Genomic DNA, 12,558 nt, shown 5'->3' with positions numbered 1-12,558 from the left:
CCTCAATGATGTACCCCAAGTCCGCCGTCGCGTACTCGGAGAGGCGCTCAAAGCCGGTGGCCTCGCCGTCCCGGTAATTGGTTGCAGCCCGTTCCATGGTCGCGGCGGCCTTTTCCCACCCCTTCGCCGGCGGCCCGAACGGATTGGCGATAATGACGTCATCCCGTCGCGAGTAGAGATCTTTCAGAGGTTCAGGATCGCCCTTCACGAAAGCATCTAAAGCCAGATGATCCTGCTCGATAAAATTCGTTAAGTCAGAGGCCAACATCTTAGTGCCCTCAGATGATCGGAAACAGAACTTTATCCGAAAAGTCGGCCCTCCGCTCGCGCTGTCTCACTTCCCAGTCGGCCAACCGTTAATGAGTTCACGCCTTAGACCGTTATGCGCAGTTCCATGCAGGTCAGATCCAGCCAGCGACCGAACTTGGTGCCGACTTCTGAAAACTGACCAACGATGCGGAAGCCAAGCTTTTCATGCAGGCGGATGGAGGTGGCGTTGCCGGTCTCGATGGCGGCGATCATGACGTGGACATTGCCGGTAGCCGCACGGGCGACGAGTTCGCGCAGCAGGCCTTCACCGATCCCGAGGCCGCGATGATCCTTGTCCACATAGATGGAATTTTCGACCGTGTGGCGATAACCGTCAAAGGCACGCCAATCACCATAGGAGGCATAGCCGGCGACCTTGCCGTCCTTCTCCGCAACGACGACCGGAAAGCCCTTCGCCTTGCGCGCCTTGAGCCATTCAATCCGATTGTCGACGTCGACCAGCGTGTCATTCCAGATCGCCGTCGTGTGCAAGACCGCGTCGTTGTAGATCTCACAAATCGCAGGCAGATCAGCCTCGGTGGCATCGCGAAGCAGCACGGCTTGGTCCATAATCACATCGTCCAATTGTTCTAAGATACCGATGCGGCATACTCCGCGATATTGACGAAGTAAATCTGCCATTCCTGCATGGCTCGCAATGAAACCGTAACGAATTGAAGCTATTTTCTAATCATTCCTAGAATCACTATGGAATTTCTGCTGAAAAATGCGCTATTCATAGCTGGTTTGCAGATCCCGCCTCCCGGAAACCGCAATGCTCGCGCGCCTGATCGCCCTCCTGCTCTTTTCCGCCGCGCCGGCGTTGGCCACCGACTGGTGGTCCTACGACAATGCGCGGTTCGGCTATACGATTGAACTGCCGCCGGAATTCCGCCTTTCGGCCCGTTCGGACAATGGCGATGGCATGACCTTGGCGCCGACCGATCAGTCGGCGCGGCTGCTTGTTTTCGGCACCAATATCCTCGATGGCGACTTCTCGACCGAAGCGAATACCCGCATCGCACTCGCCAAGAATGATGGCTGGCAGATCTCCTATACGAAATCGACCTCGCACGGCATCAGCTTCTCAGGCACCAAACAGGGCCGCATCGTCTATGTACGCGGCGTCGCTCTCTGCAATGGCGCCGCGGCCTTCTTCCAGATGGATTATCCCAAGACGGACATGCAGCGCTTTGACGCCGTCGTCATGCGCCTGGTGCGCAGCCTGCATTCGACGATAAAGTGCGCGACAACGACACAGATCGTCAAAAATTTTCCGGTGACAGGCTGAAACAGGTCAGCACCGCCGAATAATGCACGGCGGCGGCGGCAAGCACGAAGCCGTGCCAGATGGCGTTCTGGAAACGCAACTTCTCCCAGACGTGGAAAATCACGCCCAGCGAATAGATGACGCCGCCGATGATGATCAGCAGCATCGACGCGAATGGTATGTGCAGGGCAACGGGTCTCGCCACCAGCACGCCGCTCCAGCCCATGGCGAGATAGAGCAGGATAGCCAGCCGGTCATACCGCCCCGGAAAAACACATTTCAGCATGATGCCGAGTCCGGCGAAAACCCAGATGGCAATCAGCATGGCAAACAGCAAAGGATCGTCGGCGCCACGCTGCAGGAACGGCGTATAGGTGGCGGCGATCAGGACGAAGATGGCGGAATGATCGAAACGTCGCAGGACCCACTTCGTCTGCGACACCGGCCACACATTGTAGGCGAAGGACATCGCCAGGGTCAGAACGAGGCCGACGCCATAGATCCAGGCCGCGGCAATCTCGCCGTAGGAACTCCATACCGTCGCATAGAAGATCAACACGGTCGAGCCGATCAAAGCCAAGACCACGCCGATCCCGTTGACGATGCTGTCAACGATCACTTCATATCGGTCATAGGCCCAACGGATCCCTCTGAATTCGGGCATGCGTGCTCCCATTGGTCGCGCTAACGTTGATCGTCTCACCTCGGGCGGATGGAGACAACTGGGTGGAATGCGCATATAGGTAAATCTTCGTGAATGGCGAGAGGACCATCACGCGGCTGTCAACGGACAGCGAACGCTCAATCCGCAATTTCTGATCTTCTGTGAACAATCAGAATCCGCCATATCTAGCTCAAGTACAGCGGGCCAGAGATTCTGAAGAGGCACATCAACCGGCGAAAGCTCTGAGGCCTGCCATTGGCGGCGTTTTCGTCGCCGCACCGGTTGCTCTCCTGCAAAACATTGAGGTTGGAATACCCGCATGACCGAAACCGCTCCCTCCTATGCACTGACGCGCCCCGCCTATGTCGGCCAGTCGCATCTTGTCGTCACCGACCTGGCGCTGGTGTCGCGCTTTTATCAGAACATGCTGGGCCTGAAGGTCATTGAAAAGACAGCCAGCGGCGAGGTGCTGGGCGTTGCCGGTCAGCCGCTTTTGACTCTGACGACCGATCGCGCGGCTAAACGAGCGCCGCAAACGGCCGCAGGCCTTTTCCATACCGCCTTCCTGATGCCCGATCGCGTCGAGCTTGCCCGTTGGCTGCGCCACGCGGCGCATAATGGCGTCGCCCTCGAAGGCGCCTCCGACCATATCGTCAGCGAGGCAATCTACCTTTCCGATCCCGAGGGCAACGGCATCGAGATCTATGCAGACCGGCCGCACGAGCAGTGGAAATTCCACAGCGACGGCACAGTCGAAATGGCAACGCTGCGCCTCGATTTGCAGAAACTTTACGAAAGCGCACCGCAGGATCGCTGGGACGGGATGGCCGAGGGTTCGGCGATCGGCCATATCCATTTGCAGGTCGGCGACGTCGCGGAAGCGAATGCCTTCTATCGCGATGTGCTGGGAATGCAGGTAATGGCGGCGCGCTATCCCGGCGCGACCTTCCTCGCAACCGGCGGCTATCACCATCATCTCGGCGCCAATACCTGGAACAGCCGCGGCGCCGGCGTCCGGTCCGAAGATATGACCGGCCTTTCCGACTACACGTTGCGTTTCAACGACAAGGACGCGCTCGACAAGGCCGTCGCCGCACTCGATCTGCATCAGATCAAGACGGAAAAGCGTGACGGCGGCGTTTCGCTGCGTGATCCCTGGGGCATCGGGCTGAATTTGATCGCCTGACCCCCTGTCCCGAAGCCTACCGAAAGGCCCGTTCTGGAACCAGGACGGGCCTTTCGCGTTTGCGTATCGAGGCAATGGGTTTCGCGCGACGGGTTCGGGGATGGATATCGCCAACGGCATACGCAAACAGGCGCGCAGACTTGCGGCGGCAAGCGAAGGGCGTTCCAGCGCCTGGGTGGATGCGTTACGGGCGGACACCGAACAGTTGGACAAAGCCTCATCAGAAAGACCCGTTCAGAAGGATGGGCTCGATGTCGCCGCGGCCTGGGCGGTTATCGGCATCTTCCTCGTCTTGGCGCTTGCCGGCGTCTATATGATGTCGATCATCCTCATTCCTGTGACGCTGGCCGTGGTCGTCGGCATGATCCTGGGGCTGGCTGCGGAAAGACTGAGCAAGCTTGGCGTGCCGCGCATCCTTAACGCCGTTCTGCTGTCATCGGCGGTGGCGCTGGTCATCTTCCTGATCATCAATTCGCTCGCCGGGCCTATGGCGACGCTTGCCCAGGAAGGGCCTGACTTTTTCCAACGCACCGTCGATCGGCTGATGCCCTATCTCGAACGGATCAAGTGGTTACACATCACGCCGCAGACCTTTGAAAGCGGGCCGATGTCGATCAATGTGCTGCTCGAAAACAGCGCCAACGTCCTGCACATCCTCGCCAATAGCCTGACGCCCGCCATCGTCCAGGGCCTGCTGTTTTTTGCGGCGCTGCTGCTGTTCCTTGCCGGCCGCATCAGCCTGCGCAAGACGATCATCTTGACCTTCTCCACCAGAACATCGCGGCTGGCGGCAATCCGCATCATCAATGCGGTCGAGCAAGTGCTCGGCTTCTACTTTGCGACGGCCGCGCTGATCTATGCCGGCCTCGGCGTCGTGATGACGATCATTGCCTATGTCGGCGGCATGAGCGCGCCGGTTCTCTGGGGCATCTTCGCCTTTCTCTCCAGCTTCGTCCCGTTCGTCGGCATCACGACGGTAACGATCGCGCTGGCGATCGCCGGCATCATCACCCATGACGATATCATCTTCGGTCTCGCCCCGGCCGTCGCCTTCTTCTCCGTCCATCTCACCGTGGAAAATCTGGTTTTCCCGGCAGTCATGGGTCGGCAATGGGAACTCAATCCATTCATCGTTTTCCTGGCGATTATCTTCTGGACCTGGATGTGGGGTGCTGTCGGCGCGATGCTCGCGCTGCCGCTGTCGCTGATCGTCATGACCGTGGTCAACGAGTTGTTCTTGGACGAAAAGGTGCAGCCGCAATTACCGGAGTGACCGCGTCAGCGATCGGCGCTGAGACCGAACCGCCTCAGTTCGTCGTATCGTCATCCCCCTGCTCGGGAATATCCTGTAGGCGAACGAACTGCACGCCCTTGGCCTTCAGCGCCAGGATGCTCGCGGCGACACCTTCACCGGCGGCATGGGTCGGCTGGTTGATATGCGAGATTATGACGTCGCCGTCCTTGGCAGAGGCATATTGTTTTTCCACCATCTTGGCCGGCAGCAGCGAGCCGCTGTCGCCATTCACGGAATAGCCGGCAATGCGATAGCCCATGCCGCGAATCTGAGCGATGGCCGAGAGGCTATATTTTGCCGTCGCGCCTCGGAACCAATGCGGCTGAGGAATGCCGGCGGCGATCATGGCATCGGCACCGCCTTTGACCTCCTGCGCGACCGCCTGCGGCGAACCGGCAGCGGGAATGCCATAGACCGCCATTGGGATATCGACCGCGGGAATGTGGTTCTGGCCGTGATCTTCAAGTTCGAAAATGTCGGGATGAGCGAGGAAGACGGCAAGCGTTTCGGGGTTGCTGCGCAGCCAGCGAGCGGTAACGAAGATCGTCGCCGGGATATGGTGATCGACCAATGTGCTGAGAATGCGCGGATCGGTCTTGCCCATGCAGGCGTCGAAGGTCAGGGCTATGCGCGGTGCGCCCTTACCGGCGCGATTGACGTGCAGATGGGGCTCGACCAACTTGACGTTCGAAGCCGCTGCCTTCGGCGGAAGTTGCGGCCAGACGACCGGCTTCGCCGTGGGCTCGGCGGCAAAAGCGGCCGGAACAGCGGCGAGCAGGAATGCAGACGTCAGCAGAAAACGGTTCATCAGGCAGCCACCGGTCGGATCGAATGAAATGAAGTCTGTTCGGAAAAGGTGCATGATTGCCACAAGCTCCTTGACGCTGTGCCCGCCATCGTCCGGCAAGGCGACGGAAATATGGCGGCTTGCCCATAACACCGCCCATTCCCCATCACAAATGCGGCAACGGCCATTCTGCCGCAATCGCCGGCACGACATGCCATCATTTATGCTACGATTGATACCACGCCTGCCTATCACTATCTGCGTATTTTCCTGTGCTCCCAAAGGGAAACATTCATGAGCCGTGATCCCTACGATATTCTGGGCGTAAAGCGGGACGCCCCGCAAAAAGACATTCAAAGCGCCTATCGCAAGCTTGCGAAAAAGCTGCATCCCGATCTGAACCCCGGCGACAAACAGGCCGAGGATAAATTCAAGGAAGTCTCCGCGGCCTACGGCATCCTCGGCGACGAGGAGAAGCGCGTGCGCTTCGACCGCGGCGAGATCGACAACACCGGCGCGGAGAAGCCGCCACGCAGCTATTATCGCGACTACGCGGCGAACGAAGGCCAGCGCGGCCCCTATCGCAACACGGGTGGTTTCGCCGATTTCGGGGATACCGACGATATACTTTCCAGCTTCTTCTCACGTCGCAGCCGAGGCCAATCCGGAATGCAGGGTCAGGATCGCCACTATTCCATGGAGGTCGACTTTCTCGACGCCATCAACGGCACGAAAAAGCAGATCAATCTGCCGGACGGACCGGCGCTCGACGTGCAGATACCGGCGGGAACCCGCGACGGGCAGACGCTGCGCCTCCGCGGCAAGGGCGACCCCGGTTTCGGCGGCGGCGCCTCCGGGGATGCGCTGATAGAGGTGCATGTGCGCCCGCACCGCTTCTTCGTTCGGGACGGCAACGATATTAGATTTGAACTGCCGATTTCGCTTGCGGAGGCGGTGCTCGGCGGCAAAGTCCGCGTGCCCACGCCGTCCGGTCCGGTCACTATTACCCTTCAACCGAACTCCAACACCGGCAAGGTTTTGCGGCTGAAGGGCAAAGGCGTGCCGGTGCATGGCAAGGACAACGGCGATGCCTATGTTTCGTTGAAGATCGTCTTGCCGGACGCGCCGGATGCGGAGCTGACGGCTTTTGTTTCCGAATGGCAGGGCGGCAAGACGCATGATCCCAGAAAGACCATGGGAGGCTGAGCTATGAACGAGAGCGAGTTTCGTTTGCGCCTCGAAATAGACAATACGGTGCTGGAGGTCTGGATTGAACAGGGCTGGCTCGTCCCCGAAACGACCGGTGAAGGCCGGCATTTTCGCGAAGCCGATCTGGCGCGGGGGCAGTTGATCCTAGATCTGGTCAACGCGATGGGCGTCAACGAGCCCGGTGTCGATCTGGTCATGGATCTGGTGGATCAGCTCCATGGGCTCAGGGGGACGCTACGCGACCTGACGGACGCCGTCTGTCATCAGAGTCCCGATGTGCAGGAGCATGTTCTCTCCGAACTCTACCGGCTGGAACGCCAAAGACGGCGCTGACGGCATCAATTGTAGAGATAGTATTTTGGCCAGCTCTCGCGCGGCACTTTCTCGCCGATTTCGTAGCTCAGGCCCCGCACATCGATATGCTGCGGGCCGGTCGTGCACTTATAGGAGAGATGATACCAGTCTCCCTTGCTGCGAAAGACCGCGCCAGGAGCATTCATCGAGTCCGGAGACATATCAGGGTCGCTGAACGTATAGGCGATGACCTTGTCGGGCTTGAAGCCGGCCTTCTCTGTGCTGATTCGTTTCATTGCCTCAGCATCGCAGGTCTGCTCCATCCGCTCGGAAGGATCGAGCTTCTCCAATTCCTTCTTCATGGTCGCATCCACGGCAAAAGCGGACGTCGCGATGGCTGCCAACGGGATGAGAATGGCGATGAATTTCAGCATGAAGACCGATCCCTTGCTTAACTGCGGGCTGGGAAGCGTCTGTTCGACCAGAAAAGCGATAAGGCCGCCTTATTATCGACGCAACATACGCGGACTTCGTTAAAGAATGTGGTCACATCAAGGCAGTCTGGGCGAGCTCTTCTGACTCCATCAGCTAGATCCAAGCTTATTGTCATCCGCTTGCTCGAGGCTTGAGCGGGCAATTGCCGCTTGAACCCCGGCCAAGCGCCCTCTATCTCTTCTTCACCTCATATCCGACTTTGATCCCGGAGAAAGCCTGCTCGTGTCTGCATTCAAGAACCTCCCCACCCCGCCCGCCGCTGCAAAAAAACCAGTCACGGATACGCGCCACGGCATCAGCCGCAGCGACGATTACGCCTGGCTGCGCGCCGACAATTGGCAGGCGATGTTCAAGGACACCAAGATTCTCGATCCGGAAATACGCGCGTATCTGGAGGCCGAGAACGCCTATATGAATGCGGCCATGGCGGATACGAAAGAGCTGCAGAAAGCGCTCTTTGCCGAAATGAAAGGCCGTATCAAGGAAGATGACAGCTCCGTGCCGGTCAAGGACGGGCCTTTTGCCTACGGCACGCTCTATGTCACCGGCGGCGAGCAGCCGCATTACTTCCGCGAGGCGCGCAATGGCGGCGAGCGCAAGCTCCTTTTGAACGGCGATAAGGAAAACGAGGGAAAATCCTATTTCCGCCTCTCCGGCATCGACCATTCCACGGATCATAGCCACGGCATCTGGGGCTATGACGACAAGGGCTCGGAATATTTCACGCTGAAGGTCCGCAATCTGGAAACCGGCGAAGATCTCGCCGACGTGATCGAAAACACCGGCGGCGGCGGTGTCTGGGCGCCCGACGGCAAGAGCTTTTTCTATACACTGCAGGACGAGAACCATCGTCCTTCGAAAATCTTCCATCACGTCGTCGGCACACCGCAATCGGAAGACCGGCTGGTCTATGAAGAGGAGGATTCCGGCTTCTTCATGGGTGTCGGTGGCTCGCTGCTGGATGACTATATTTTCATCGACATCCACGATCACGAGACCAGTGAATACCGCATCATTCCGACCTCGGATCTTATGGCCGAGCCGAAGCTGGTGGCCGCGCGCGACACCGGAATCGAGTATGAAATGGCGGAAGGCGGCGATGTCTTCTACATCCTCACCAATGACGGCGATGCCAAGGATTTCAAGATCATGGAAACGCCGGTCGACAAGCCGGCTAAAGAAAACTGGCGCGATGTCGTGGTCCACAAGCCGGGCACGCTGATCCTCAATCACATGGCCTATGCCCGTCATCTCATCTGGCTGGAACGCAAGGATGGCCTGCCGCGGATCATCGTCCGCGATCGCCGCAGCGGCGAAGAACATGCCATCGCCTTCGATGAGGAAGCCTATTCGCTCGGCCTGCAGGGTGCGGCCGAGTACGACACCGACGTCATTCGCTTCTCCTATTCCTCGATGACGACGCCGAGCCAGCTCTACGACTACAACATGGTGACGCGCGAGCGCACCCTGCTGAAGACGCAGGAAGTTCCGTCAGGCCACAATCCGGACGATTACGTCACCCGCCGCGTTTTCGCCCCCGCCTGGGACGGCGAACATGTGCCGGTGACCCTGCTCTATCGCAAGGATACACCGCTCGACGGCTCCGCGCCTTGCCTGCTCTATGGTTATGGCGCCTACGGCATCACCATTCCCGCCGGCTTCAACACCAATTGCCTATCGCTCGCCGACCGCGGTTTCGTCTATGCCATCGCCCATATCCGCGGCGGCAAGGACAAGGGCTTTGCCTGGTACGAAGACGGCAAGATGGACAAGAAGACCAATACCTTCAAGGACTTCATTGCCGCAGCCGACTATTTGAATCAGGAGAAGTTCACCTCCTACGCTAAGATCATCGCCGAGGGCGGCTCGGCCGGTGGCATGCTGATGGGCGCCATCGCCAACATGGCGCCGGAGAAATTCGCTGGCATTATCGCCGCCGTGCCCTTCGTCGATGTGCTCAACACCATGCTGGACGATACGCTGCCGCTGACGCCGCCGGAATGGCCGGAATGGGGCAATCCGATCGACAGCAAGGAAGAATACGAGCAGATCGCCGCCTACAGCCCCTATGACAATGTCGGCGAGAAGCCCTACCCGCCGATTCTGGCGCTCGGCGGCCTGACCGATCCGCGCGTCACCTATTGGGAGCCGGCGAAGTGGGTTGCCAAGCTGCGTGACAAAACCACTGGCGATGCGCCGATCCTTCTGAAAACCAACATGGATGCCGGCCATGGCGGCGCTTCGGGCCGCTTCCAGCGCCTGGAAGAAATCGCCTTCGAATATGGCTTCGCCATCAAGGTCGCCGGTAAGATCTAGCAAAAACCGCGGGAGGAGGAGCCGATGCCGGTCTATGTTGCCCTGCTGCGTGCCGTCAATGTCGGCGGCACCGGCGCACTGCCGATGGCGGAGCTGAAAGCCGTCTGCGAGGAGATCGGCTTTACCGACGTGAAGACCTATATCCAAAGCGGCAATGTGCTCTTCCGCTCGGACAGAGACGAGGCGGCCGTGCAGAAGGATCTGGAAGCGGCGCTGGCGCGGAAAATGGGTACATCGCCGGGCGTGCTCCTGCGCAGCCGTCAGGAGCTACAGGCCATCGCGGATGGCTCGCCCTTCCCGCATGCCAAACCGAACTATCTGCTCGTCAACTTCCTCCCAGAACCTGCACCGGCCGATGCCCTGGAAAAGCTGGTAGCACCCGGCGGAGAAGAGGTGCATGTCGCGGGTAGAGAAATCTACGTCCATTATCCCGATGGCTCCGGTCGCTCGAAACTGAGGCTGCCAGCACTGAAGGCGGGGACGTCCCGGAATCTCAATACGGTGAGGAAATTGGCGGAGATGGCGCGGGAGATGGAGGCGGGTTAACGATCCGACAAAAGCGTTTCGTAGTCCCGGCTACCGGAAAAGATATTGGTGATCCTCACCCGCTCGCCTTCAACCAAATAAAGAATAACGATACTGCGCTCAAAGACGACCATTCGCAGACTCGCGCCTAGATCCGAGCGAGCAACGCCGCCAAGTGGTACATCACCGATTTTTCCACATTTGTCCCGGATACGCTTGATATAAGCGAGCGCTATCTGCTTGTTTTTGCTTTGGTCCAATACGTATTCATATATCGACCGGAGATCAGCTTTAGCCGTTTCACGAAATACGACAGAATATCGCTTCATGCGTTTACTGCTGTTCCGCAGCCAGTGACTCGATCCAATCGTCTATATCTTGCAAACTCAGATCGGGCCTCGGATCATCCAGAGATGCCTTGACCTTCTGCCGGATCGCCGCGATCCGTTCCTGGTATTCCTCTTCCTCCCGCAACCACACGCGGACAGCAGCACGCAGCACCTCGCTGGTCGAGGCGTAAGCTCCGGCATCGACGCGGCTCTTGATGGCGGCGACCATTTCACTGGGGAGCGAGATGCTCAGTTTCTCGTTCATGGCGAACTCCTCGTGCTCGGTAGGATAAAGTAGGATCATTTCCTACTTCAAGCAAGCGCCTTGCGCCGCCTCCCCACCAGCCCTACCTTAGGTGCATGAGCTCTTCTCCCCATGACAATTCGGTGCTTCAGGCACCGTCGGCCCTGTTTGACAACAGCTATGCGCGCCTGCCGCCGCAATTTTTCGCGGAGCAGGCACCGACGCCGGTCGCAGGACCGCGGTTGATCAAGTTCAACGTGGCGCTAGCCGGCGAACTCGGGCTCGATGCCGAGGCGCTGGAACGGGACGGCGCGGCGATCTTCTCGGGCAACAGGCTCCTGCCGGGGTCCGAGCCGATCGCGATGGCCTATGCCGGTCACCAGTTCGGCGGTTTCGTGCCGCAGCTCGGGGATGGCCGGGCGATCCTGCTTGGTGAAGTCATCGACCGTTACGGCAGGCGCCGCGATATCCAGCTCAAGGGCGCGGGACCGACGCGCTTCTCACGGCGCGGCGACGGGCGGGCGGCAATCGGGCCGGTTCTGCGCGAATATATCGTCAGCGAAGCCATGCATGCGCTCGGCATTCCGACGACACGGGCACTGGCGGCGGTTGCCACCGGCGAACCCGTCTATCGTGAGAGAGTGCTGCCCGGTGCGGTCTTCACCCGCGTCGCGGCAAGCCATATCCGCGTCGGCACCTTCCAGTTCTTCGCCGCCCGCGGCGATACCGACAGTGTGCGCATCCTCGCCGACTATGTCATCGACCGGCATTATCCGGAGATCAAGGACCGGCAAAATCGCTATCTGGCGCTGTTGGAGGCCGTTTCCGAACGGCAGGCTGCGTTGATTGCGCGCTGGCTGCATGTCGGCTTCATCCATGGCGTGATGAATACCGACAATATGACCATTTCCGGCGAGACGATCGACTATGGTCCTTGCGCCTTCATGGACAGCTATAATCCGGCAACCGTCTTTTCTTCGATCGATCAGCAGGGCCGTTACGCCTATGCCAACCAGCCCGGCATCGGCCAATGGAACATTGCCCGGCTCGGTGAAACGCTGCTGTCGTTGATCGATCCGTCGGTGGACGCGGCCGTCGATCTGGCAAATGCGGTGCTCAAGGCCTATGGCGAGCGCTTCCAAACCCCTTGGCTTGCTGGGATGTGCGCCAAGATCGGCCTTGCAGCCGAGGAAGAAGGCGATCTCGACCTGATCCAGGCGCTGCTGGCGCTGATGCAACAGCAGGAGGCGGATTTCACCCTGACGTTCCGGCGGCTTGCAGCGCTTGCCGAGAGCGAGGACAACGAAACGGCTTTTGCCGCCAGCTTCAAGGACCCGGAATCGACCCAACCGTGGCTGACGCGCTGGCGCGAGCGGCTGAGCCGCGATCCGCAAGCACCGAACGAACGAGCACGGGCGATGCGGACCGTGAACCCGGCATTCATTCCACGCAACCATCGAATCGAACAGGCGATCGAAGCTGCGATCGAGGACGGGGATTTTTCACTGTTCGAGGCGCTGCTGACGGTGCTTGCAAGGCCCTATGAGGACCAACCGGCCTTCGCGCCCTATGCCGAACCGCCGCAACCGGCAGAGCGGGTGCTGCAAACCTTCTGCGGAACGTAAGAGAGCCTTAG

Annotated in this window: 15 protein-coding genes; 8 read left to right on the top strand and 7 right to left on the bottom strand. The window is 59.4% G+C overall.

Annotated elements, in window-relative coordinates; translation table 11 throughout:
* On the bottom strand, window positions 1–268 hold a 268-nt coding region (locus C9E91_RS06255; RefSeq protein ID WP_511458103.1), incomplete at its 3' end, for a Cif family virulence factor.
* Window positions 269–372: 104 nt separating this feature from the next.
* A complete protein-coding gene (locus C9E91_RS06250; protein ID WP_107107489.1) occupies window positions 373–879 on the bottom strand; it encodes a GNAT family N-acetyltransferase in 507 nt (168 codons plus the stop codon).
* Window positions 880–1,084: 205 nt separating this feature from the next.
* Between C9E91_RS06250 and C9E91_RS06245 the strand changes: the two genes are divergently transcribed.
* The gene (locus C9E91_RS06245; protein WP_107107488.1) at window positions 1,085–1,600 is read left to right on the top strand and encodes a hypothetical protein; all 516 of its coding nucleotides are present in this window, start codon (window positions 1,085–1,087) and stop codon (window positions 1,598–1,600) included.
* On the opposite strand, the gene trhA is transcribed toward C9E91_RS06245, so the two are convergent.
* The gene (trhA, locus tag C9E91_RS06240) at window positions 1,575–2,243 is read right to left on the bottom strand and encodes a PAQR family membrane homeostasis protein TrhA (protein ID WP_107107487.1); all 669 of its coding nucleotides are present in this window, start codon (window positions 2,241–2,243) and stop codon (window positions 1,575–1,577) included. The two genes, C9E91_RS06245 and trhA, sit on opposite strands and share 26 nt — an antisense overlap.
* A gap of 319 nt (window positions 2,244–2,562) precedes the next feature.
* Between trhA and C9E91_RS06235 the strand changes: the two genes are divergently transcribed.
* Together C9E91_RS06235 and C9E91_RS06230 are read left to right on the top strand one after the other, a co-directional pair.
* Window positions 2,563–3,429 (top strand): VOC family protein, encoded by an 867-nt coding sequence (locus tag C9E91_RS06235; protein WP_107107486.1) that lies wholly within the window; start codon window positions 2,563–2,565, stop codon window positions 3,427–3,429.
* 100 nt (window positions 3,430–3,529) lie between these two features.
* Window positions 3,530–4,702 (top strand): AI-2E family transporter, encoded by a 1,173-nt coding sequence (locus C9E91_RS06230; protein ID WP_107107485.1) that lies wholly within the window; start codon window positions 3,530–3,532, stop codon window positions 4,700–4,702.
* Between the two features lie 34 nt (window positions 4,703–4,736).
* Here the strand turns inward: C9E91_RS06230 and C9E91_RS06225 are convergent, their stop codons facing one another.
* Window positions 4,737–5,531: a polysaccharide deacetylase family protein gene (locus C9E91_RS06225; protein ID WP_107107507.1), complete on the bottom strand. Its 795-nt coding sequence runs from the start codon at window positions 5,529–5,531 to the stop codon at window positions 4,737–4,739.
* A 273-nt stretch (window positions 5,532–5,804) separates the two neighbouring features.
* Between C9E91_RS06225 and C9E91_RS06220 the strand changes: the two genes are divergently transcribed.
* A complete protein-coding gene (locus C9E91_RS06220; RefSeq protein WP_107107484.1) occupies window positions 5,805–6,716 on the top strand; it encodes a DnaJ C-terminal domain-containing protein in 912 nt (303 codons plus the stop codon).
* Window positions 6,717–6,719: 3 nt separating this feature from the next.
* Complete coding sequence (locus tag C9E91_RS06215) at window positions 6,720–7,052, top strand: chaperone modulator CbpM (protein WP_107107483.1); 333 nt, start codon at window positions 6,720–6,722, stop codon at window positions 7,050–7,052.
* A gap of 5 nt (window positions 7,053–7,057) precedes the next feature.
* Here the strand turns inward: C9E91_RS06215 and C9E91_RS06210 are convergent, their stop codons facing one another.
* Entirely contained in the window at window positions 7,058–7,447 is a 390-nt protein-coding gene (locus tag C9E91_RS06210; RefSeq protein WP_107107482.1) for a DUF930 domain-containing protein, read from the bottom strand.
* Between the two features lie 283 nt (window positions 7,448–7,730).
* On the opposite strand from C9E91_RS06210, the gene C9E91_RS06205 reads away from it, so the two are divergent.
* Window positions 7,731–9,824 (top strand): S9 family peptidase, encoded by a 2,094-nt coding sequence (locus C9E91_RS06205; protein ID WP_107107481.1) that lies wholly within the window; start codon window positions 7,731–7,733, stop codon window positions 9,822–9,824.
* A gap of 24 nt (window positions 9,825–9,848) precedes the next feature.
* The gene (locus tag C9E91_RS06200; RefSeq protein WP_107107480.1) at window positions 9,849–10,370 is read left to right on the top strand and encodes a DUF1697 domain-containing protein; all 522 of its coding nucleotides are present in this window, start codon (window positions 9,849–9,851) and stop codon (window positions 10,368–10,370) included.
* Here the strand turns inward: C9E91_RS06200 and C9E91_RS06195 are convergent.
* Both C9E91_RS06195 and C9E91_RS06190 read right to left on the bottom strand, forming a co-directional pair.
* Window positions 10,367–10,678, bottom strand: coding sequence for a type II toxin-antitoxin system RelE/ParE family toxin (locus tag C9E91_RS06195; protein ID WP_107107479.1), 312 nt, complete (start codon window positions 10,676–10,678; stop codon window positions 10,367–10,369). The two genes, C9E91_RS06200 and C9E91_RS06195, sit on opposite strands and share 4 nt — an antisense overlap.
* A 4-nt stretch (window positions 10,679–10,682) precedes the next feature.
* Window positions 10,683–10,943, bottom strand: a complete 261-nt coding sequence (locus tag C9E91_RS06190; protein WP_107107506.1) for a type II toxin-antitoxin system ParD family antitoxin — start codon at window positions 10,941–10,943, stop codon at window positions 10,683–10,685.
* Between the two features lie 95 nt (window positions 10,944–11,038).
* Here C9E91_RS06190 and C9E91_RS06185 point away from each other — a divergent pair, with 95 nt between their 5' ends.
* The gene (locus tag C9E91_RS06185) at window positions 11,039–12,547 is read left to right on the top strand and encodes a protein adenylyltransferase SelO (RefSeq protein ID WP_107107478.1); all 1,509 of its coding nucleotides are present in this window, start codon (window positions 11,039–11,041) and stop codon (window positions 12,545–12,547) included.
* The last annotated feature ends 11 nt before the right edge of the window (window positions 12,548–12,558 follow it).

Source organism: Rhizobium sp. SEMIA4064 (assembly GCF_003025035.1).
GTDB classification, from domain to species: domain Bacteria; phylum Pseudomonadota; class Alphaproteobacteria; order Rhizobiales; family Rhizobiaceae; genus Rhizobium; species Rhizobium paranaense.
Note: the sequence above shows the minus strand (reverse complement) of the source record. Positions and strands in the feature narration are given on the sequence as shown.

Excerpts from the sequence above, each read along its gene's own strand:
- C9E91_RS06250 (WP_107107489.1), bottom strand. The coding sequence starts at position 879 with ATGGACCAAGCCGTGCTGCTTCGCGATGCCACCGAGGCTGATCTGCCT.
- C9E91_RS06245 (WP_107107488.1), top strand. The coding sequence starts at position 1,085 with ATGCTCGCGCGCCTGATCGCCCTCCTGCTCTTTTCCGCCGCGCCGGCG.
- trhA (WP_107107487.1), bottom strand. The coding sequence starts at position 2,243 with ATGCCCGAATTCAGAGGGATCCGTTGGGCCTATGACCGATATGAAGTG.
- C9E91_RS06235 (WP_107107486.1), top strand. The coding sequence starts at position 2,563 with ATGACCGAAACCGCTCCCTCCTATGCACTGACGCGCCCCGCCTATGTC.
- C9E91_RS06230 (WP_107107485.1), top strand. The coding sequence starts at position 3,530 with ATGGATATCGCCAACGGCATACGCAAACAGGCGCGCAGACTTGCGGCG.
- C9E91_RS06225 (WP_107107507.1), bottom strand. The coding sequence starts at position 5,531 with ATGAACCGTTTTCTGCTGACGTCTGCATTCCTGCTCGCCGCTGTTCCG.
- C9E91_RS06220 (WP_107107484.1), top strand. The coding sequence starts at position 5,805 with ATGAGCCGTGATCCCTACGATATTCTGGGCGTAAAGCGGGACGCCCCG.
- C9E91_RS06215 (WP_107107483.1), top strand. The coding sequence starts at position 6,720 with ATGAACGAGAGCGAGTTTCGTTTGCGCCTCGAAATAGACAATACGGTG.
- C9E91_RS06210 (WP_107107482.1), bottom strand. The coding sequence starts at position 7,447 with ATGCTGAAATTCATCGCCATTCTCATCCCGTTGGCAGCCATCGCGACG.
- C9E91_RS06200 (WP_107107480.1), top strand. The coding sequence starts at position 9,849 with ATGCCGGTCTATGTTGCCCTGCTGCGTGCCGTCAATGTCGGCGGCACC.
- C9E91_RS06195 (WP_107107479.1), bottom strand. The coding sequence starts at position 10,678 with ATGAAGCGATATTCTGTCGTATTTCGTGAAACGGCTAAAGCTGATCTC.
- C9E91_RS06190 (WP_107107506.1), bottom strand. The coding sequence starts at position 10,943 with ATGAACGAGAAACTGAGCATCTCGCTCCCCAGTGAAATGGTCGCCGCC.
- C9E91_RS06185 (WP_107107478.1), top strand. The coding sequence starts at position 11,039 with ATGAGCTCTTCTCCCCATGACAATTCGGTGCTTCAGGCACCGTCGGCC.